We start from the raw sequence: 20,150 nt of genomic DNA on the forward strand, positions 1-20,150 counted from the left end.
GGGCCGATCCGGGGTGCGGCGGCGGCGCGGGGCTGGGGGCCGTGCGGGTGCGGATCAGCGCGCGCGCGCCGCTTCGAGCACCGCGCGGGTGCGCTGGGCCTCGGTACGGGCGGCGGCCGCAAAGTCGCTGCCCTTGGATGCGTACAGGATCGAGCGCGACGAGTTCACGATGATCGGCCCCCCGTCGCGCAGCCCCGCCCGCACCGTGGCCACGGCATCGCCCCCCTGGGCTCCCACGCCGGGAATCAGCAGCGGCAGCGTGGGCGCGATGCCACGCACGCGTTCGATCTCCTGCGGGTAGGTGGCGCCAACCACCAGCCCCAGCTGGCCGTTCTTGTTCCAGGGGCCCTGCGCCAGACGCGCCACATGCTCGTACATCAGCGGCTGGCCTTCGACGCTGGCCAGGCGCTGGGTCTGCAGGTCGTCGCCGCCCGGGTTGGAGGTGCGGCACAGCAGGAAGGCCCCCTTGCCGTGGTAGGCCAGGTAGGGCTCGATGGAGTCGAACCCCATGAAGGGCGACAGCGTGACCGCATCGGCGCCATAGCGCTCGAAGGCTTCCTTGGCGTACTGCTCGGCCGTGGAGCCGATGTCGCCCCGCTTGGCGTCCAGGATCACCGGCACGTGCGGCGCGTTGGCGCGCATGTGCTGCATCAGGCGCTCAAGCTGGTCTTCGGCGCCATGCGCGGCGAAGTAGGCGATCTGGGGCTTGAACGCACAGACCAGGTCGGCCGTGGCGTCCACGATGGCCGCGCAGAAGTCGTAGATCCTGTGCGTTTCGCCCTGCATTCCCGCAGGAAACCGAGTGGGTTCCGGGTCCAGGCCCACGCACAGCAGGGAGTTGTTCTGCGCCGTGGCGTCGCGCAGCATGTCGGTGAAAGTCATGGGGCGTGATTTTAGGTGGGGGCATCCGCCGCGGCGGGGTTTTCTGGCGGCCGGGACGGCTGCCGTGGCACCGGCATGGCCTGGTGGCCGCCGGCGGGCAACAAAAAAGGCCGTCTCGACGGCCTTTTTTGTTGCTCTTGTGCGGGACCGGCTTGCGGGCGGCCGCTCAGCGCTGTACGGCCAGCAGGCGCTGCACGTCGCGATCGTTGGGCAGTGCGTAGTCGTAGCCGCGGATGATGCGGCTGTCTTCGGTGCGCACGAGTTTCAGGCTCACGTAGGTGTAGTTGGCCGCGGCCGAGTACGTACCGACGAGCACCAGCGACGCATTGTGGCTGCGCGCGATGTCCTTGATCTCGCGCGACAGCAGCAGCTCGCCGGCGCCTTCGCGCACGAACACGTCGCCACGCAGCTTGATTTCCTTGACGTTGAAGCCGCTGGACGCCATGTGCGAGGCGTACTGCTCGGACAGCGTGCGGCCCAGGGGGGCCGAGCGGCTCAGGTCGTTCACGTTCACGACGGTGGCCACCAGGACCGGGCCGCTGCCTGCAGCGCTCAGGTCAAAGCCCGCGGTGAGCTTGGCGACGGCATCGCGGCTGTTGGCCAGGAACTGGTTGTTGGCGGCTTCCTGGTACGTGGGCTCCGTGCGCACGGGCGTGCCGTTGTTGGCGCAACCTGCCAGCAGGGCTGCGGCGGCCAGCGCGGTCAGAAGTGCTGTGGATTTCATTGCGAGACCACCTTCATGTTGACGTTCTTGTAGTACGAGGGGCGCAGGAACAACGGCGTGTCCGCGTTTTCCAGGTAGTACACATCGGTCTTGCGTGCCACGTACTGGCCGCCCCGCGTCACGGTGGTGGTCAGGATCATTTCGGTGTTGGTGGGGCCGCCCGAGTTGATGCTGGCGCCGTAGTCGGCCAGCGAGGTCAGGCCCAGCGTGGCCAGCATCTGAGCGTCCAGGTGTTCGTGGCGCAGGCCATAGGCGGCCATCAGGCCCGCGGCGATCATGGTGAACTGGCCGGGAATGAAATGGGGGCGCGGGCTGTTGTGGCGAACGACCTGCGTGTTGTAGGTCACGTTGAGCGTCTGGCCGGGGTCTTGCAGCACGGGGGCGCCGCTCTGGACCAGCTTGGTGATCAGGAAGTCGCGGAACGCCAGGTCGAACGGGCTGGGGTTGGGCGGCAAGGCCACATGCAGCGGCGTGCCCGGCGCCATGCCAGACTTGTCGAGCGTGCTGAGCGTTTGCGCCACCACGTCGTTGGAAACCAGTTCCCAGTGACCGGCGGAGCGGACCTTGGGTTGTACCGTGAGCTCAAAGTTTTCCGCCAGGGGAATGGGCGAACGATAAGCACATCCCGCCAAAGTAGCCACAGCGCCGGCGAGCACCGCCAAGCTGACTGCCTTTGAAAATTTCATGATTCCCTCCTACGGACTTTGAGAGGCGGGGACATGAACAGATACATCCCACGCGATTGAAAAATAATTCTGGGCGCGATACTCAACAAAAACAAGAAAAAATTGAGGTAACTGCGCCCAGACACACGCAATTCGTTGTTTTTGGTCACAGATTGGCGTGCTTGCTTACGCGCGGCTGCATTTGCTTGTGCGTCCGCGTGTAACAAATTTCAAACACTGGTAACGGCGCGTTTTTCGAGGATTTCAAACGCGGGCAGCGTCTTGCCTTCCAGCACTTCCAGGAAGGCCCCACCTCCCGTGGAGATGTAGCCCACCTGCTTGTCGATGCCGTATTTGGCGATGGCCGCCAGGGTGTCGCCACCACCGGCGATGCTGAACGCGGGCGAGTCGGCGATGGCCTTGGCGATCTCGCGCGTGCCGTTCTCAAAGGCGGCGAATTCGAAGACGCCCACGGGGCCGTTCCAGACGATGGTGCCTGCCGACTTGAGCTGGGCGGCCAGGCGGGCGGCGGTGTCGGGGCCGATGTCCAGGATCAGGTCGTCCTCGGCCACATCGGCCGCGGCCTTGACGGTGGCGGGGGCGTCGGCGGCAAAGCTCTTGGCGGTGACCACGTCGGTCGGGATCGGCACTTCCGCGCCCCGCGCCTTCATGGCGGCGATCACGGCGCGCGCTTCTTCCAGCAGGTCGGGCTCGGCCAGGCTCTTGCCGATGGGCAGGCCCGCCGCCAGCATGAAGGTGTTGGCAATGCCGCCCCCCACGATGAGCTGGTCCACCTTGTCGGCCAGGCTCTTGAGGATGGTGAGCTTGGTCGATACCTTGGAGCCCGCCACGATGGCCGCCAGCGGGCGCTGGGGATGGGCCAGGGCCTTGGTCAGGGCATCGATCTCGGCCGACAGCAGCGGGCCGGCGCAGGCGATCGGTGCGAACTGGGCGATGCCGTAGGTCGTGCCTTCGGCGCGGTGGGCGGTGCCAAAGGCATCGTTCACGAAGATGTCGCACAGAGCGGCCAGCTTGCGGGCCAGGTCTTCCTTGTTCTTCTTCTCGCCCACATTCAGGCGGCAGTTCTCCAGCAGCACGACCTGGCCGGGGGCGACGGCGACGCCGTCCACCCAGTTCGAGACCAGGGGCACCTCGCGGCCCAGCAGCTCGGCCAGGCGCGCGGCCACGGGGGCCAGGGAATCCTCGGGTTTGAATTCGCCTTCGGTCGGACGGCCCAGGTGGCTGGTCACCATCACCGCGGCGCCGGCGTCCAGCGCCATGCGGATGCAGGGAATGGATGCGCGGATGCGGGTGTCTTCGGTGATGCGGCCGGCGTCGTCCTGTGGAACGTTCAGGTCGGCGCGGATGAAGACGCGCTGGCCTTGGGCCTTGCCCTGGGCACAGAGATCGGAAAAGCGGAGGATGTTCATGGGAGGGGGGCTTCCTGGTGGGGGCACGTGGATCAGGGCCGCCATTTTAGGCGGCCCCACCCGCGGCCCTGCCCCGCCACCGATCCCTACCAGCCCCATCCGATGTGCAGCGGCAGGTACACGGCCATGCCGACCACGATGGTCCCCAGGATGCCCCGCCGCCAGAAGTAGTACGCGCTCGCGCACAGGACGGCGGGGAGCCGGGCGTCCATGAGCGTATCGATGAGCTCGCCCCGGGTGATGAGGATCTCGGGCGCGATCACGGCCGTCAGGGCGGCCAGTGGCGCGTACTTGAGGCCGCGCTTGAGCCAGTCGGGCAGGGGCAGCTCGCGCTCGGGAATCATGAAGAAGGAGCGCGAGACCACCGTGATGACGGCCAGCCCCGCCACGGCGATGAAGGGTTCCAGCAGATCCCACCAGGACGACCAGGGCGCATTCATGGGTGGCGCTCCTCGCGCAGCGGCACGATGTCACCCGCCTCGACGTGTTCGCGTTCCTCGGGCGGCATCACGCTGTCGGCGGGCACCAGCAGCAGTTCCGGCTTGTGGCGGCGGCGGTCCACGGCCTCCATGAGCAACCCCGCGGCCACGGCGGCGGCCAGGGCCACCAGGATGTTGAGCTTGAGCGGCAGCGCGAAGGCCGCGATCGCGGCCGTCGCGGCGACGCCCGTGGCGAGCCAGGTGGCCCGGTCGAACAGCAGCGACAGCAGCACGCCCAGCAGCGCCAGCACGCCCGCGAACCCCAGGCCCCAGGACAGCGGCACGGCATTGGCCAGGAAGATGCCCGCGATGGACGGCACCTGCCAGGCCAGCCAGTTGGTGGCCGCTGCGCCCCAGAAGTACGGCAACTGCTCGGGCTGCGGGCGCGGTTCGGGAAAGCGTTTCATGAAGGCCACATAGATCACGTCGCCGCTGAAATAGCCCACGGCCAGCCGCTGCCGCACGGGCAGGTGCGCGAAGTAGCTGCGCCACATGCTGCTGAAGATCACGAAGCGCAGGTTCACGCAACTGGCCGTGAGCCAGACCACCCACAGCGGCGCGCCCGCCGCCATCAGCGGGATGACCGCCAGCTGCGCGCTGCCGGCATACACCACCAGGGACATGAAGACGGCCATGCCGATGGGCAGGCCGCTCTTGACCATGACCACCCCGGTGACCAGGCCCCACGCGCCAATGCCCACGGCCGTGCCCACCATGTCGGTGGCGGCCATGCGAAAGGAGGGGTGGCGCAGCGTGCGGCCGACGAGGTCCCTGTGGCTCATGCCGGCGCCACCGCCACGGCGGGCGCGGCGCCCAGCACCATGCCGGGCTGCAGGTCGAACCCCCGCAGGAAATCCGCTGCCGCCAGCCGCTTGCCGCCGGCGCGCTGCAAGGTGGTCAGGCGCAGCGCGCCTTCGCCGCAGGCCACCGCCACGCCCTGGCCGTCCACCGAGAGTATCTGGCCGTGGCGCTTGCCGTTAGCGGGTATATTGCTATCTATTTCATAGCTCCATACCTTGATCGTTTCTCCTGCGCATTCGGTGCTGGCGCCAGGAAAGGGATCGAAGGCCCGGATGCGCTGCCCGATCAGCGTGGCAGGCAAAGACCAGTCGATGGTGCTTTCGGTTTTTTCGATCTTGTGGGCATAGGTGATGCCTTCGGCTGGCTGGGGCTCTGCCCGCAGGCCCCCGCAGGCGGCCAGTTCGAGCGCTTCCACGATCATGCGGCCGCCCAGGGAGGCCAGCCGGTCGTGCAGGGAGGCGGTCGTGTCCGTCGGCGCGATGGCCAGCCGCTCCGTGAGCAGCATGGGCCCGGTATCGAGGCCAGCGTCCATCTGCATGATCGTGATGCCGGTTTCCGCGTCCCCGGCCTCGATGGCGCGGTGGATGGGCGCCGCGCCGCGCCAGCGCGGCAGAAGGCTGGCATGGATGTTCAGGCATCCCCGTGGCGGGAGGTCCAGCACCCACTGCGGCAGGATGAGCCCATAGGCGGCCACCACCATCACATCGGCCTGGGCGGCCAGCAGGGCGTCGCGCGCTGCGGCGGCATCGTCCGGGTATTTGCCTTCCAGGCGCAGGCTGCGCGGCTGGGCGACGGGAATGCGGTGGTCCAGCGCGCACTGCTTGACGGGAGACGCCTGGAGCTTCATGCCGCGGCCGGCGGGGCGATCGGGCTGGGTGAGGACCAGCGGGACGGTGAAGCCTGCGGCCAGAAGCTGTTCCAGCGCCGCGCGGGCGAATTCGGGCGTGCCGGCAAAAATGACTCTCATGGAAACCAATGGGGTGGTGCGCGGCAGGTCAGTCGCGCGTGTTGTCGAAGTTGGGCTGTTCGTCCGTGAACATCACGAGCCGCACCACGCCCTGGCGGTCCAGGTGGACATGGGCCAGGCGCGGGTCGGAATTCTGGCGGAAGCGGTAGGTCCAGATGTCGCCATCAAAACGCGCCACCCGTTCCACGCGCAAGGGGGCGCCGAAGGTGCGCTGCACATCGGCGAGGGTCCAGGCTCCGACGGGGATGTTCTCAAAGCGTGTCTGCGTCAGCACCTGTTCGTTGCGCACCAGCTTGCCGCTGGCGTCGAAATCCAGGTTATAGGCCGCAAACCCCGCGGGAAGCTCGGAGTACAGCAGCCGCTCGCCGCCCGGCAGGGAGAAGGTGGCGGTGGGTGGTCCCAGCCTGGCGATGACATCGGCGCGCAGCGCGCCGGGCGCTTCACGGGCGGGCAGCGCGCAGCCCGCGAGCTGGACCACCAGCGCCGACAGCGCCAGCACTCCGCCACCCCTGAGGGTGCAGAGCGCCGGGCGGGTCACTCGCGCGCCCCCCGCTGCTGCTTGATCATCTTGGTCTTGATGCGGTTGCGCTTGAGCGGCGAGAGGTATTCCACGAACACCTTGCCCATCAGGTGGTCCATCTCGTGCTGGATGCAGACGGCCAGCAGGCCATCGGCCTCGATGACGCGCGACTGTCCCTGTGCATCCAGTGCCCGCACATGCACGGCATCGAAGCGCTCCACGCCGTCATAGATACCGGGCACCGAGAGGCAGCCCTCGTCGTTGAGGTGTTTTTCCGCACTGGTCCAGACAAGTTCCGGATTGATCAGCACCAAGGGCGCGTCGCGCTCCTCGGACACGTCGATGACGACCAGCCGCTCATGCACGTCCACCTGGGTGGCGGCCAAGCCGATGCCGTGGGCGTCGTACATGGTGGCGAGCATGTCGGCCGCCAGCTTTTGGACGCGGTCATCCACCGCCTCGATGGGGCGGGCGACCTTGTGGAGCCGGGGGTCCGGGTAACAGAGAATGGGAAGGATTGCCATGGATGCTGCCGAGAGATGTCGCTATTTTCGCCACTTTTGAGGTTCGCCGCAGCGTTGCAGGCCAATAATCGTTGCCGAATCAAGGGCTTGAGCAGAGAATCTAAGAGGGTTTGTAACGTATATGCCCGGTCGCCCGCATGCTGCTGGCACCGAGGCGCCAGTGAGGGGGCGTTTCACAATGCATGAGAAGAGGAACAACATGACGGCATTCACCAGCGTTCGGCGGACCGCCCTGGGCGCGCTCACCATGATCGCTGGCGCTTTGCTGATCGCCCCGGCCCAGGCGCAGAACCACCCCATCTCCAGCGGCCAGCGCGCGACCGCACAGCAGGTATCGGAGCGTGGCGTTCCCCTTTCGGAGCTGGCGCCCAATGCACCGGATACCTATACCGTCAAGCGCGGCGACACGCTGTGGGGCATTTCGGGCATGTACCTCAAGCGTCCCTGGCGCTGGCCGGAGCTGTGGGGCATGAACCTCCAGTCCATTCCGAACCCCCACCTGATCTACCCGGGCCAGACGCTGTATCTGGACAAGGATGGAGGCTATGCACGCCTGCGGACCACGCCCCCGGGCGTGGCGGAACCCGAGACGCAGACGGTGCGCGTGTCTCCGCGCACCCGCAGCGACAGCCTGGCCAGCACCGCGCTGCCCACCCTCAAGCCCCACCTGATCGAGCCTTTCCTCGTGGAGCCCCTGGTGGTGGATGCCCAGGTGCTGCAGCGCGCTCCCCGCATCATCGCTACCACCGAAGACCGGGTGCTGATGGCCAGTGGCGACCGGGCCTATGTGCGCGGGGATGCTTCCGCACCCGTTCGAGCCGAGGCGGGCGAGCCCCGTTTCTTCCGTGTCTTTCGCGATGCCGTGGCCATGAAGGATCCCGTGACGGGTGAAATCCTGGGGTACGAAGCGCAGTATCTGGGCAAGGCCGAGCTGGTGCGGGGAGAGTCTTTCGAGGACATCCCCAACGGCAAGGGCGGCTATATTTCCGAGTATGTGCCTGCCACGGTGGATCTGTCGGGCACCAAGGAGGAGATCCGCGCGGGGGACCGCATCCTGCCTGCGCCCGCCCGGGTCTTTACCAGCTACACACCCCGTGCGCCCCATATCGACGTCGACGCGCGGGTCGTCTCCATCTACGGTAGCTTCTCGGCGGCCTACGCCGCCCAGAACCAGGTGGTTGCGATCAACCTGGGCTCGCAGGACGGCATCGAGCCGGGCCATGTGCTGTCGTTGCTGACCAAGGGCGATCGCATCAAGGATGTGACCGGCGATGCGAAGACCATGGTCAAGCTGCCCAGTGAGAACAACGGAACCGCCATGGTGTTCCGGACCTTCGACCGGGTTTCGTATGCCCTGATCCTGGAGATTCGCAGTGGCGTGCGGGTTGGCGACCGCCTGGTGAATCCCCAGGAGTAACTGCGCGGACCTGCCGGGGCCGCGAAGCCGCCCAGGGGCGGCACGGGCCCTGGCCTGTTTTGCTGCTGTTTGCCTTCTACAACCGCCATCATGGACCGCGACGAGCTGGGAGCATGGTTGCGCCTCACCCTCTCCGCGGGGGTGGGCAATGGCGCCGCACGGCGCCTGCTGGCGCGCTTTGGCCTGCCCCAGGCGGTCTTCCAGCAATCGGAGTCTGCGCTGCAGCAATGTGTGACCTTGGCCCAGGCCAAGGCGCTGTGCGCCGTGCCCAGCGAATGGGAAGCGCTGCTCGATACCACCTGGCAATGGCTGGAGGGCGCCGATCCCCAGGGGCCTGCGCGCGCGGTGGTCACGCTGGGTGACCACCGGTATCCACAGTCTCTGCTGGATACCGAAGACCCGCCGCTGCTGATGTACCTGATGGGCCCTGCCCGGCTGGTCACGCAGGCCCCGTTTCCCGTTGGCCGGTGCCTCGCGGTGGTCGGAAGCCGCAATCCCACCGCCCAAGGCGCGGACAACGCGCGGCTTTTTTCCCGGACACTGCGCGGGGCGGGCCTCACCATTGTCTCGGGGCTTGCGCTGGGGGTGGATGCTGCGGCCCATGAAGGGGCGCTGGACGTTGTCACTGAAGCCGCGGCGCAGGTTGCACCTGCCACCATTGCGGTGGTGGGCACGGGGCTCGACCGTGTCTATCCGCGCAAGAACCTGGACCTCGCGCACCGCATCGCCACGCACGGGCTTCTGGTCAGCGAGTACCCCCTGGGTACGCCACCGCTGGCCGCCAATTTTCCCAAGCGCAACCGCATCATTTCCGGCCTCTCCCAGGGGGCTCTGGTGGTGGAGGCGGCACTGGCCTCGGGGTCGCTGATCACTGCCCGAATGGCGGCCGAACAGGGCCGCGAAGTGTTTGCGATTCCCGGCTCCATCCACGCACCGCAATCACGGGGCTGCCATGCGCTGATACGCCAGGGGGCCAAGCTGGTGGAGTCCGCGCAGGACGTGCTGGAAGAGTTGCGCCTGCCTTCCGCCCCGGCGGTGGACAGGCAGCTCGTTGACTTCGGGTCAGCATGCAGCAACACCGACCCGGGCATCCACGGAGGGGCAGACAGCCCTGTGCTGAAGGCCCTGGGTTTTGACCCCATGGGCGTGGATGCCCTGGTGGCCCGCACCGGCATGGATGCGGCGTCGCTGCAGGTGGCGTTGCTGGAGCTGGAGCTCGAGGGCCGCGTTGCCCGTTTGCCGGGCGGCCTGTTCCAGCGGCTGGGGACCGCCTGAGGCGCCCCCTCTGGACGGTGGTGGTTCGGGCGCGCGCCGCTTCGTTCGGTGCGCCCGGGCCTGGTCAGTCCAGAAGCCGCTCGGGGTTGGCGTCCAGCTTGGCCAGCGCATCGCGCGTGGCGCGCAAGGTCAGGCCCTCTTCTTCCTGGGCCACGAGCAAGCCGGCCTGCAGATAGGCTGCGAGCCTTCGCAACTGGATCAGGTAGCTGCTGCCGTCGACAGCGGCGAACAAATGCAGCTGCTTGCGCTGGCTTTGCCAAGCATATTGCACCTGGGCCGATGCCCCGTTGTGGTCCAGCGTGTACCAGGTGCCAGGCTGCAGTTCCTGGGCCCAGGCGACCATGTCGTCCTGAACGGGCGCGCCGTTGTCGGCGACCACATGGATGGAGGAGGCATCGATGCCCAGCATCATCTCGATGTTGTCGGCGTTGAGCGGCATGTCGCCCAGCGTCGCGTCGTTGATGAAATCCTCAAGGTTGGCCAGGCGCTTGGCCATGGCGTCGATGTGTGCCTGCGGAATGGATGCCGTCTTGGACAGGAAGGCGTCGGCCAGCGTGTCGGTGAGGACCTTGATCTGCGCATCCTGCGCCGGGCCGTTCACCCCCATCAGGGCCAATCCCTGGCGCAGGCGCTGCAGCAGGCCCGGAAGATTCTGGATGACCTGCGCGCGGTCGCTGCGGTTGGGCTTGGCGCTGGCCGCCCAGACCAGGTCCGCGGCCGTGCGCTTGAGCGATACGGTGTCTGCGTGCTGCGGGCCGTCGCGCACGGCCGACAGGGCCAGCACCTCGGCCCAGGTCTTGAAGAGAAACTCGCGGATCTCGTCGCGCACCGGCATGTCGCGCAGCATCGTGCGCAGCTCGATGGTGTACTGGATCGCGAGGGTTTCTTTCTGCTCGACCTGCTGGGCCACCGTGACCAGGCGCGAGGTGGCCTGCTTTTCGGTGAGGAACTTGGACAGGAATTTCTCGAACTCGTCGTAGACCAGCTGGAACACACGCCGGCCGGTCTCGGGGTACTGCTCGATCACCTGGACCACGCGGCGGATTTCTGCCTCCAGCGCGCTGCCATTGATGCTGGTGGCATCAAAGCCCATCACGCAGGCCCCCATGCGGTCGATCAACTGGCGCGCGGGGTGGTTGAGGTTGCTGAAGAACTCTGGCTCGGCCAGCGCCACGCGCAGCACGGGCACCTGAAGCCGGGCAAACCAGACACGCACGGCCGGCGGGATGCGGTCCTCGGCCAGGATGCTCTGGAACATCAGGGCCACCACTTCGATGATGGCTTTTTCCCCGGCGGTGGAGGCCTTCTTCTTGAGCTCGGTCGAGCGTTCGCGCACCGCGCCCGCCAACTGCACCACGGCCGCGGGACTGTAGTCTTCCATCAGGGTGGCCACGCCACTGTAGTAGGTGTCGGCGTGCACGCGGTGGGCGGTGAGGGCATGGGCGAGCGCGGCCGAAGCCGGCGGGGCATTGACCATGTCGAACCCGGTCGCCGGTTGCGTCAGCAGCCTGCGCAGTTGCCCCATCACGCCCTGCGCCCGCTGGCGGGCCCGCGCCAGCGGGGTCATGCCCGTGGCAAACCCCGTGGGCAGGCCATGCCGCGGATAGCCCGCCGGCGGCCTGCCGCCGGGCAGGTGATGCTGGGGCATGGGGTGACCGCCGCCCGGCTGGGGGATGCCGCCGCCGCGCGCCGCAGCCATGGCTTCCCGCGTCTGGGCCAGCGCCTGGGACGCCAGGCCCCCGGCACCAGAGTTGCTGGCGCCACCGGCAACCGTGCCGCCCGAAGTGCGCCGCACGCGCGACTTGAGGTCGGCCTGGGGCGTGACGCCCTGCTCCACATAGAACACATTGACGGCCTGGTACTGCTTCTGGAGCAGGTTGGCCAGTTCCCGCTGCAACGGGTCCACCACGGTCTGCAGGTCGGTGCGGGGCAGGCCGGCCTCGACCCACTGCTCGACCAGCAGCAGGCACACGGCGTCGGGCCGGAGGATGTCGCTGCTGTCTAGCTCCTGCCCTTCCAGCGACTGGGTGCGCTGGCGCAAGGTGTCGAACTGGTGGCTGACCTGTTCGCTGACCGTGAGGGCCATGCGGGAAGCCAGGATCTTATTTTCCACCACGTCGTCGCTCAGCAGCTCGAATTGGGGGCTCGCGCCGCCGGTGGCGAGGGCGCCGCGGGTGGTGCTGCTGTGCGGCGCCAGCGCATCGCGCCAGGCCTTGCCGGTGCGTTCGGTCCAGGCAGCATGGTGCTGCTGATATTGCATCCAGGCATCGCGGTGCGCCTGCATTTCGCGCGCTGTGCCCGTTTGGGACATCAGCGTTGTCAGGAAATCCAGGACCGTCTTGTCCAGGTCCGGGAGTCCGCCGCACAGCCCCTCTACGAACCGCTGGCGCGCCTGGCGGGCCAGGCGGCGCTGTGGAACGGAAGGGGGCGTGGCTTGCATGGACCGATATTAGCGGTTCAGACGGTGGCCCCGGCATGGGGATCGTTCGGATCCCCATCCTTCTTCACGGGCTTGACAAGGTCTTCGCGCTTCACACCGAGCCACATGGCGATGGCCGCGGCCACGAACACGGAGGAGTAGATGCCGAACAGGATGCCGATGGTGAGCGCCAGGGCAAAGTAGTGCAGGCTCGGGCCGCCAAAGAAGAACATCGACAGCACCATGGCCTCGGTGGATGCGTGGGTGATGATCGTGCGGCTCATCGTGCTCGTGATGGCGTGGTCGATCACCTCGTGCGTCGTCATCTTGCGGTACTTGCGGAAGGCCTCGCGGATCCGGTCGAAGATCACGACCGATTCGTTGACCGAATACCCCAGCACGGCCAGCACCGCCGCCAGCACCGACAGCGAGAACTCCCACTGGAAGAACGCGAAGAAGCCCAGGATGATCACCACGTCGTGCAGGTTGGCGATGATGGCCGCCACGCCGAACTTCCACTCGAAGCGGAAGGCCAGGTAGATCACGATGCCCACCACGACCATGGCCAGCGCCATCAAGCCGCCGTGCACCAGTTCCTCGCCCACCTGCGGGCCCACGAACTCGGTGCGCCGCAGCGTGACCTCGGGGTTGGCGGCCTTGAGCGCGCCCAGTACCTGTTCGCTTTGCTGCGCCGACGTCACGCCCTTTTGCACGGGCAGCCGGATCATCACGTCGCGGGCCGTGCCGAAGTTCTGCACCTGCACGTCGGGATAGCCCAGGCCGGAGACCGTCTCGCGGACCTTGGCCAGCTCGGCCGGCTGGCTGTAGGCCACTTCCATGACCGTGCCGCCCGTGAACTCCACCGACAGGTGCAGCCCGCGCGTGAGCAGGAAGAACACGGCCAGCGCGAACGTGATGAAGGAGATCGCGTTGAAGATCAACGCGTGCTTCATGAACGGGATGTCTTTTCGAATGCGGAAAAACTCCATGATCTTTGTTCCTTGCTTGGAGTTTCTTAGTTCGTCTTGGCCACGGCGGCATCGGCGTCCGGCTTCCAGACCTGGCCGATCGACACGCTCTTGAGCTTCTTCTGGCGGCCATACCACAGGTTCACCAGGCCGCGCGAGAAGAACACGGCCGAGAACATGCTGGTCAGGATGCCGATGCAGTGCACCACGGCAAAGCCGCGCACCGGGCCGGAGCCGAAGGCCAGCAGCGCCAGGCCCGCGATCAGCGTCGTCACGTTCGAGTCCAGGATGGTGGCCCAGGCGCGCTCGTAGCCCGCATGGATGGCCGCCTGCGGCGACATGCCGGAGCGCAGTTCCTCGCGGATGCGTTCGTTGATCAGCACGTTCGAGTCGATGGCCACGCCGATGGCCAGCGCCATGGCGGCAATGCCCGGCAAGGTCAGGGTGGCCTGGAGCATCGACAGGATGGCCACCAGCAGCAGCACGTTCACGGCCAGCGCGATGCTGGAGAACACGCCGAACAGCGTGTAGTAGAAGCACATGAAGACCGCGATGGCCGCCAGGCCCCAGACCACGCTGTGGATGCCGCGTTCGATGTTGTCTGCGCCCAGCGTCGGGCCGATGGTGAATTCCTCGATGATTTCCATCGGTGCGGCCAGCGAGCCCGCGCGCAGCAGCAGCGCGGTGTCGTTGGCTTCCGCCGTGGTCATGCGGCCGGAGATCTGCACCCGGCCGCCGCCGATTTCGCTGCGGATCACGGGGGCCGTCACCACCTCGCCCTTGCCCTTTTCAAACAGCACGATGGCCATGCGCTTGCCCACGTTCTCGCGCGTGATGTCGCGGAAGATGCGCGAGCCCTTGGCGTCCAGCGTGAGGTTGACGGTCGGCTCCTGCGTCTGGCCGTCGAAGCCGGGCTGTGCGTCGGTCAGGTTCTCGCCGGTCAGGATGACCTGCTTCTTGACGATCACGGGCTGGCCGCTGCGCTCCAGGTAGCGTTCGGAGCCGAACGGCACGGGGCCGCGGCCGGTCTCGGCGGTGCGGGCCTCGGTGCCCTCGTCCACCATGCGCACTTCCAGCGTGGCCGTGCGGCCCAGGATGTCCTTGGCCTTGGCGGTGTCCTGCACGCCGGGCAGCTGCACCACGATGCGGTCCAGGCCCTGCTGCTGGATCACGGGCTCGGCCACGCCCAGCTCATTGATCCGGTTGTGCAGCGTGACGATGTTCTGCTTGAGGGCCTGCTCCTGCACGCGGCGCGTGGCTTCGGGCTTGATGGAGGCGCGCAGCTTGAATTCGCTGCCTTCGGGCGTGCTGGCGACCTGCAGGTCGGTGAACTGGTCCGCGATCAGGTTGCGGGCCGCCGTCAGCATGGCCTCGTCGCGCACCTTGATGTCGATGTTCTGGCCTTCGCGGCTGATGCCGCCGTGGCGGATGCTCTTGTCGCGCAGCGCGGTGCGGATGTCGCCCGCATAGGACTCGGCCTTCTTGGTCAGGGCCGCCTGCATGTCCACCTGCAGCATGAAGTGCACGCCACCGCGCAAGTCCAGGCCCAGGTACATGGGGTTGGCATGCAGGGATTTGAGCCAGACGGGCGAGCGGGACACGAGGTTCAGCGCCACGATGTACGACGGATCGCTGGCATCGGGCACCAGGGCCTTCTGGATCGCGTCCTTGGCTTTGAGCTGGGTGTCGGGCGTGTCAAAGCGCGCGCGCACCGAGTTGCCCTCCAGCGCCACGAAGTCGGGCGTGACGCCCGCGGCCTTGAGCGCTTCTTCCACCCGCTGCTGCACGGCGGTGTCCACCTTGACGGTGGCCTTGGCCGACGAAACCTGCACCGCAGGCGCTTCGCCAAAGAAATTGGGCAGGGTGTACAGGACCCCCACCAGCAGCACGATCACCAGGATCGCGTACTTCCAGACCGGATAACGGTTCATGATCGCGCTCTTATCTCAGTTGTGCATGGCGCCATGCGCCGACCCCTGCCAGGGACGCCGTGGATCTGGCTCTGCCAGTCCGGGGGCGTCGTCCCCCTCCCGCGCGGCGCGGGGGCAAGGGGAAGGCGCGCAGCGCCTCAGGGGAATGTTCATTGATTACTTGACCGAACCCTTGGGCAGGACCTGAACCACGGCGCTGCGCTGCAGCTGCACTTCGACGCCGTTGGCGATCTCGATGTGCAGGAAACCTTCGGACAGGCGCGTGACTTTGCCGACGATGCCGCCGGAGGTGGCCACTTCATCACCCTTGGCGATGGCGTCGATCATGGCGCGGTGTTCCTTCTGGCGCTTCATCTGGGGGCGGATCATGACGAAGTAGAGCACCACAAACATGAGCACCAGGGGCAGCATGCCGGTCAGCGAGGACATGATGTCGGTACCACCAGCGGCGGCGGCGGGTGCGGTTTGGGCAAAAGCGGAAGAAATAAACACGGACTGGACTCCACAACGGATGGTCAAAATTCACAAAACCCGCCAGGGGCCGGCGCGAGGGCGCCTTCCAGGGCGGAACAGGGCATTGTATGCGGCCCCCTGTGCGCGGCCCAAGGGGGAAGACCCAAGCCGCTGGCGGGTGTTTGCCGCGGGCGGGCGGTGCGCCGCGATGGCGGGAAAAAATCAGATCAAAATGGCCATTGACGCCGGCCTGTCAATCATTTGATGCTCCTGACTTGATAGTAAAAAGCCCGCGCGGTGCGCGGGCTCTTCACGGCAGGGCTGCCACGGCAGCCGGCTTCACGCCGCCTGGCGCTGCGGCTGGGCGGTGGTGCCGCCGGCGCGCCACTGCGCCATCAGGCCGTCCCACTTGGGGCGTGCGGCCGACAGGTGGCGCTCCTTCACGTGGCCATAGCCCCGGATTTCCTCGGGGATGCGGGCGATCTCCACGGCCAGGGCCAGGTTGTCCGCGTTCAGGCGGGCCAGCAGCTCCTCGATGCAGGCGCGGTATTCCACGATCAGCGCGCGCTCCATGCGGCGCTCCTCGGTCTTGCCGAACACATCCAGTGCCGTGCCACGCAACCCCTTCATCTTGGCCAGCAGACCAAAGGCGCTGCGCATCCAGGGGCCGAACGGCTGCTTGACGAGTTCGCCCTTGTCGTTCTTCTTGGCCGTCATCGGAGGGGCCAGGTGGTGCACCAGCTTGTAGTCGCCTTCGAACATGTTCGCGATCTTGTCCGTGAAGGCCTTGTCGGTGTGCAGGCGTGCCACCTCGTACTCGTCCTTGTAGGCCATCAGCTTGAATAGGTAGCGGGCCACGGCCTCCGACAGGCGGGTGGTGGTGCCCAGCTTGCTTTCGGCGGCGCGCACCTTCTCGACGAAGGCCGTGTACTCGGACGCGTAGGCGGCATTCTGGTAGCCCGTGAGGAACTCCACGCGCTTGGCGATCATTTCGGCCAGCGAAGGCTTCTTGACGAACTGGATCACCTGCGCGGCGGCAAACAGCGCCTGCACCGAGGCCAGGTCATGGGCGCAGCGGCGGCCCCATTCGAACGCGGCCTTGTTGTTGTCCACCTGCACGCCGTTCAACTCCATGGCGCGCATCAGCGATGCGAGGCTCAAAGGCACGCGGCCCTTTTGCCACGCGTAGCCCAGCATCAGCGGGTTGGTATAGATGCTGTCGCCCAGCAGTTGGGTGGCCACCTGCTCGGCGTCGAAGCTTCCCACACCGCCCGCGCCCACAGCGGCAGCAATCGCGCTGTCGCAGTTGGCACCGGGGAACTGCCAGTCCGGGTTGGTCACGAAGGCCGCTGTGGGCGTGCCATGCGTGTTCAGCGCCACGAAGGTGCGGCCCGGCTGCATCACGGCCAGCGTGTACTTGTGCGCCGCCACGATGGAGTCGCAGCCGATCACCAGGTCGGCCTTGGCGGTGTCGACCTTGGTGGTGTAGATGGCCTCGGGCCGGTTGGCGATCTGGATGTGGCTCCAGGTGGCGCCGCCCTTCTGGGCCAGGCCGCCGGCGTCCTGGGTGATGACGCCCTTGCCGTCCAGGTGCGCGGCCATGCCCAGCAGCGAGCCGATGGTGATCACGCCCGTGCCGCCCACGCCGCCGACCACGATGCCCCAGGCCGCTTCGGCCACGGGCAGCACCGGCTCAGGGATGGCCGGCAGGCTGGCCAGGTCGCCCTTCTTTTCCTTCTTGGGCTTCTTGAGCTTGCCGCCTTCCACTGTGACGAAGCTCGGGCAGAAGCCGTTCACGCACGAGTAGTCCTTGTTGCAGGTACTCTGGTTGATGCGGCGCTTGCGGCCGAATTCCGTCTCCACCGGCTCCACGCTCAGGCAGTTGGACTTGGTGGAGCAGTCGCCGCAGCCCTCGCACACCAGCTCGTTGATGACGACGGTCTTGTCGGGCGTGGCCAGGGTGCCGCGCTTTCTGCGGCGGCGCTTTTCGGTCGCGCAGGTCTGGTCGTAGATGATGACCGTGCAGCCCTTGATCTCGCGGAACTGGCGCTGCAGCGTGTCGAGCTCGTCGCGGTGGTGCACCGTCACGCCCTCGGCCAGCGCCACGCCGTCGTACTTCTGCGGCTCGTCGGTCACGATGATGAGCTTGACCACGCCCTCGGACTTCAGGCTGTTCATGATCTGCAGCACCGAATGGCCCTCGGGCCGTTCGCCCACCTGCTGGCCGCCGGTCATGGCCACGGCGTCGTTGTAGAGCACCTTGTAGGTGATGCTGGTGCCCGCCGCGATGCTCTGGCGGATGGCCAGCAGCCCGCTGTGGAAGTAGGTGCCGTCGCCCAGGTTGGCGAACACGTGCTGGTCGGTGGTGAACGGCGCCTGGCCCACCCAGGTCACGCCCTCGCCGCCCATCTGCGTGAAGGTGGACGTGTTGCGGTCGGGCATCCAGTTGGCCATGTAGTGGCAGCCGATGCCGGCCACGGCGCGCGAGCCTTCGGGCACGCGGGTGCTGGTGTTGTGCGGGCAGCCGCTGCAGAACCAGGGGGCGCGCTCGCCCGTGTCCACCTTGAGCTCGGCCATGCCGCGCTCGCTCGCCTCGATGATGGCGATGCGCGAATCCATGCGCGCGATGATGTCGCTGGAGACGCCCAGCTTCTTCAGGCGCTTGGCGATCGCCTTGGCGATGATGGCCGGCGTCAGGTCGGCCTTGGCGCGCAGCAGCCAGTTCTGGCTGGGGTTGGGCATGGACCATTCGCCGCCCGTGGCATCACCCTCGGGCTCGTCGAACTTGCCCAGCACGTTGGGGCGCACGTCGGCGCGCCAGTTGTAGAGCTCTTCCTTGAGCTGGTATTCGATGACCTGGCGCTTTTCCTCGACCACCAGGATCTCCTGCAGGCCCTGGGCGAAGTCGCGCGTGATGGTGGCTTCGAGCGGCCACACCACGTTGACCTTGTGCACGCGGATGCCCAGCTGACGGCAGGTGTCATCGTCCAGGCCCAGGTCCACCAGGGCCTGGCGCGTGTCGTTGTAGGCCTTGCCGCTGGCGATGATGCCGAAGCGGTCGTTTTGGCCTTCGATCACGTTGTAGTTGAGCTTGTTGGCACGCACATAGGCCAGGGCCGCGTACCACTTGTAGTCCATGAGGCGCGCTTCCTGCTCCAGCGGCGCGTCGGGCCAGCGGATGTGCAGGCCGCCGGGCGGCATCACGAAGTCCTCGGGCATCACGATCTTCACGCGGTCCGGGTCCACCGAGATGCTGCTCGAGGACTCCACCACCTCCTGGATGGTCTTCATGCCCGACCACACGCCCGAGAAGCGGCTCATGGCGAAGGCGTGCAGGCCCATGTCCAGGATTTCCTGCACGCTGCTCGGGAAGAACACCGGCGTGCCGCAGGCCTTGAAGATGTGGTCGCTCTGGTGCGCGGCCGTGCTGCTCTTGCTGATGTGGTCGTCGCCCGCAATCGCGATCACGCCGCCGTGCTTGGCGGTGCCGGCCATGTTGGCGTGCTTGAACACGTCCGAGCAGCGGTCCACGCCCGGGCCCTTGCCGTACCAGATGCCGAAGACGCCGTCGAACTTCTTGGATTGGGGATACAGGTCGAGCTGCTGCGTGCCCCAGACGGCCGTCGCGCCGAGTTCCTCGTTCACGCCGGGCTGGAAGACGATGTTGTTGGCCGCCAGATGCTTCTTGGCCGCCCACAGCGCCTGGTCGTACGTGCCCAGGGGCGAGCCCCGGTAGCCGCTGATGAAGCCGGCGGTGTTCAGGCCGGCCACGGCGTCGCGCTGGCGCTGCAGCATGGGCAGGCGGACCAGGGCCTGCACCCCGCTCATGAACGCCCGGCCGTGGTCCAAAGAGTATTTGTCGTCGAGGGTGACGGTTTCGAGGGCCTTGCGGATGTGCTCGGGCAGTGGGGCGTTCATGGCTATGTCTCCAATGGCTTTTTTGTGGGGCCGGGCCTTGTGGGCCCGGTCGGGGCGCAGTCCTTCCGCCCGTTTAGGGCAGCGACTCCAGTGTGCAGAGAAGTGTATGTCTGCATTGCTGATATGTCTTTGCGTTCTGTGCCGTGTTTGGGCTATTCTGAGAAAGGATCTTTCTCCAGACAGCCCATTTGTGAACACTCTCGACAAATTCGACATCGCCATCCTCAACGAGCTGCAGGCGGATGCCCGCCTGACCAACGCCGAACTGGCCCAGCGCGTGGGCCTCTCGGCCGCGCCCTGCTGGCGCCGCGTGCGCGCGCTGGAGGAGCAGGGCTTCATCAAGGGCTACCGCGCCGAGATCGACCGGCACAAGATCGGCCTGGGGGTGCTGGCGTTCGTGCGGCTGGATGCCGACCGCAGCACCGGCGACCTCACGCGCGAGATGGAGGCGGCGATCGCGCGCATCCCCGAGGTGGTGGCCTGCCACTACATCAGCGGCACGGGCACCTTCGAGCTGCAGGTGGTGGCGCGCGACCTGGACAGCTTTTCGCAGTTCGCGCGCGACGTGCTGCTCAACCTGCCCAACGTGAAAGACATGCACACCAGCTTTTCGCTGGGCGAGGTCAAGGCCAGCAGCGCGCTGCCGCTCACCCACCTGGCGCGCGCCAAATCCTGATTGCTATCATTTCAATAGCTTTTGGCGCATGCTGGGAAAGCGCCAGGTGCCCAAAAGGCATCGGGCCGCCGGCCCGGGCCATGCCCCTGCACCGGCGTCGG

Annotated in this window: 17 protein-coding genes; 3 read left to right on the forward strand and 14 right to left on the reverse strand. The window is 66.9% G+C overall.

Annotated elements, in window-relative coordinates:
• Positions 1 to 54: 54 nt before the first annotated feature.
• The 9 genes from pyrF to def form a co-directional block, all read right to left on the reverse strand.
• Positions 55 to 882 carry an orotidine-5'-phosphate decarboxylase gene (gene pyrF / locus KW843_RS21115; RefSeq protein WP_218297112.1) on the reverse strand — a complete coding sequence of 276 codons (828 nt, stop codon included), beginning with the start codon at positions 880 to 882 and terminating at the stop codon, positions 55 to 57.
• A 166-nt stretch (positions 883 to 1,048) separates the two neighbouring features.
• Positions 1,049 to 1,606, reverse strand: a complete 558-nt coding sequence (locus tag KW843_RS21120) for a FlgO family outer membrane protein (RefSeq protein ID WP_218297113.1) — start codon at positions 1,604 to 1,606, stop codon at positions 1,049 to 1,051.
• Positions 1,603 to 2,292 carry a hypothetical protein gene (locus KW843_RS21125; protein WP_218297114.1) on the reverse strand — a complete coding sequence of 230 codons (690 nt, stop codon included), beginning with the start codon at positions 2,290 to 2,292 and terminating at the stop codon, positions 1,603 to 1,605. Before KW843_RS21125 ends, KW843_RS21120 begins: the two co-directional genes overlap by 4 nt.
• 209 nt (positions 2,293 to 2,501) lie before the next feature.
• A complete protein-coding gene (locus tag KW843_RS21130) occupies positions 2,502 to 3,701 on the reverse strand; it encodes a phosphoglycerate kinase (protein WP_218297115.1) in 1,200 nt (399 codons plus the stop codon).
• A gap of 86 nt (positions 3,702 to 3,787) precedes the next feature.
• Positions 3,788 to 4,141, reverse strand: a complete 354-nt coding sequence (locus tag KW843_RS21135) for an AzlD domain-containing protein (protein ID WP_218297116.1) — start codon at positions 4,139 to 4,141, stop codon at positions 3,788 to 3,790.
• A complete protein-coding gene (locus tag KW843_RS21140; protein ID WP_218297117.1) occupies positions 4,138 to 4,962 on the reverse strand; it encodes an AzlC family ABC transporter permease in 825 nt (274 codons plus the stop codon). The genes KW843_RS21135 and KW843_RS21140 overlap by 4 nt, the downstream gene beginning before the upstream one ends.
• A complete protein-coding gene (gene fmt / locus KW843_RS21145; RefSeq protein ID WP_218297118.1) occupies positions 4,959 to 5,948 on the reverse strand; it encodes a methionyl-tRNA formyltransferase in 990 nt (329 codons plus the stop codon). Before fmt ends, KW843_RS21140 begins: the two co-directional genes overlap by 4 nt.
• Positions 5,949 to 5,976: 28 nt before the next feature.
• On the reverse strand, positions 5,977 to 6,447 hold the full coding sequence (locus tag KW843_RS21150; RefSeq protein ID WP_369643738.1) for a hypothetical protein: 471 nt from the start codon (positions 6,445 to 6,447) through the stop codon (positions 5,977 to 5,979).
• Between the two features lie 35 nt (positions 6,448 to 6,482).
• Positions 6,483 to 6,992 carry a peptide deformylase gene (def, locus tag KW843_RS21155; RefSeq protein WP_218297120.1) on the reverse strand — a complete coding sequence of 170 codons (510 nt, stop codon included), beginning with the start codon at positions 6,990 to 6,992 and terminating at the stop codon, positions 6,483 to 6,485.
• Between the two features lie 199 nt (positions 6,993 to 7,191).
• Here def and KW843_RS21160 point away from each other — a divergent pair, with 199 nt between their 5' ends.
• Entirely contained in the window at positions 7,192 to 8,409 is a 1,218-nt protein-coding gene (locus tag KW843_RS21160) for a LysM peptidoglycan-binding domain-containing protein (protein ID WP_218297121.1), read from the forward strand.
• A 90-nt stretch (positions 8,410 to 8,499) separates the two neighbouring features.
• Positions 8,500 to 9,684 (forward strand): DNA-processing protein DprA, encoded by a 1,185-nt coding sequence (dprA, locus tag KW843_RS21165; protein ID WP_218297122.1) that lies wholly within the window; start codon positions 8,500 to 8,502, stop codon positions 9,682 to 9,684.
• 64 nt (positions 9,685 to 9,748) lie between these two features.
• On the opposite strand, the gene KW843_RS21170 is transcribed toward dprA, so the two are convergent.
• The 5 genes from KW843_RS21170 to KW843_RS21190 form a co-directional block, all read right to left on the reverse strand.
• Positions 9,749 to 12,124, reverse strand: coding sequence for a DUF1631 domain-containing protein (locus KW843_RS21170; protein ID WP_218297123.1), 2,376 nt, complete (start codon positions 12,122 to 12,124; stop codon positions 9,749 to 9,751).
• 17 nt (positions 12,125 to 12,141) lie between these two features.
• On the reverse strand, positions 12,142 to 13,092 hold the full coding sequence (gene secF / locus KW843_RS21175; protein ID WP_218297124.1) for a protein translocase subunit SecF: 951 nt from the start codon (positions 13,090 to 13,092) through the stop codon (positions 12,142 to 12,144).
• 26 nt (positions 13,093 to 13,118) lie between these two features.
• Positions 13,119 to 15,002, reverse strand: coding sequence for a protein translocase subunit SecD (gene secD / locus KW843_RS21180; protein WP_218297125.1), 1,884 nt, complete (start codon positions 15,000 to 15,002; stop codon positions 13,119 to 13,121).
• Positions 15,003 to 15,158: 156 nt separating this feature from the next.
• Positions 15,159 to 15,494: a preprotein translocase subunit YajC gene (gene yajC, locus KW843_RS21185; RefSeq protein ID WP_218297126.1), complete on the reverse strand. Its 336-nt coding sequence runs from the start codon at positions 15,492 to 15,494 to the stop codon at positions 15,159 to 15,161.
• Between the two features lie 300 nt (positions 15,495 to 15,794).
• Positions 15,795 to 19,373, reverse strand: a complete 3,579-nt coding sequence (locus KW843_RS21190; protein WP_218297127.1) for an indolepyruvate ferredoxin oxidoreductase family protein — start codon at positions 19,371 to 19,373, stop codon at positions 15,795 to 15,797.
• Between the two features lie 190 nt (positions 19,374 to 19,563).
• Here KW843_RS21190 and KW843_RS21195 point away from each other — a divergent pair, with 190 nt between their 5' ends.
• Positions 19,564 to 20,049, forward strand: coding sequence for an Lrp/AsnC family transcriptional regulator (locus KW843_RS21195; RefSeq protein ID WP_218297128.1), 486 nt, complete (start codon positions 19,564 to 19,566; stop codon positions 20,047 to 20,049).
• Positions 20,050 to 20,150 lie beyond the last annotated feature (101 nt).

The organism is Acidovorax sp. sif1233, from assembly GCF_019218755.1.
Lineage (GTDB): Bacteria > Pseudomonadota > Gammaproteobacteria > Burkholderiales > Burkholderiaceae_C > Acidovorax.